Below are 785 nucleotides of genomic sequence, written 5' to 3' on the forward strand. Positions count from 1 at the left end.
ACCGTCTACACCCGGTTTTCCTTCGTCACCTTTTTCCCCACGAATGGACAGACCATTAGCTCCATCTTTACCTTTCAAGCCGATAGAACCGTCTTTACCGTTGATAACGACAGCACTTCCGTCTTTACCGTTTACGCCGATAGTACCGTCTCTACCGTCTTTACCGTTTTTGCCGAATGTTAAGTTATCTGCTAATTTATACGTGATCGTCTTAGTATGCGTCTTGTCATTTTTAAGTAATACCTACAGTAAAGCTGTTATTTTCAGATACGGCTTTAAATTCCACCGTTTCCGGATTCTTGTTATCTAACCCTACCGTTTCTTCCGTTTCGCCGGCTTTCACTTTAAATCCGGCTTTCAGTTTGCTATTAATGTTCGTAACAGCACTATTGTTGCTGATATCAATCTTATCACCGGCTACATTGGTTATCTTCTTCGTTGTCGAATTATTAATATTCTCAATTACCTTATCTGTATCAATGCCGTACTTGATCGTGTTTCCGACACGGCTTACGGTCAGTCCTTTATCTGTTTCCACGTCAAAGGTAACGGTGTTATCCGTATTATTCACCGTTCCTTCGCCTTTCACTCCGTTAGCCTTGAGTTTCCATGCAGACATCTTCCCTGTTACGGTGCTATTGCTTGTAATCTGCGTATTGATTTGGCTATTCAGAGCATCTTCATTAAGCCCCAGTGTCAGACCTTTATCATTCACTGTTGCTTTAACGTATGTATCTCCTGTTACCGTTACCGTACTTCCTGCTTTGACAGTTTGTTTACCGACT

At 41.9% G+C, this 785-nt stretch carries 1 protein-coding gene and 1 pseudogene; both read right to left on the bottom strand.

The genetic code is table 11. The annotated features are described in order from the left end of the window. Positions 1–189 (bottom strand): annotated as a pseudogene (locus HMPREF1039_RS08570) (hypothetical protein); the annotation flags it as partial. Positions 190–232: 43 nt separating this feature from the next. Then, positions 233–785, bottom strand: a 553-nt coding sequence (locus HMPREF1039_RS08125) for a hypothetical protein (RefSeq protein ID WP_176603336.1), incomplete at its 5' end; no start/stop codon positions are given.

Origin of the sequence: Megasphaera lornae (assembly GCF_000214495.1) — a bacterium.
Classification (GTDB): Bacteria; Bacillota; Negativicutes; order Veillonellales; family Megasphaeraceae; genus Megasphaera; species Megasphaera lornae.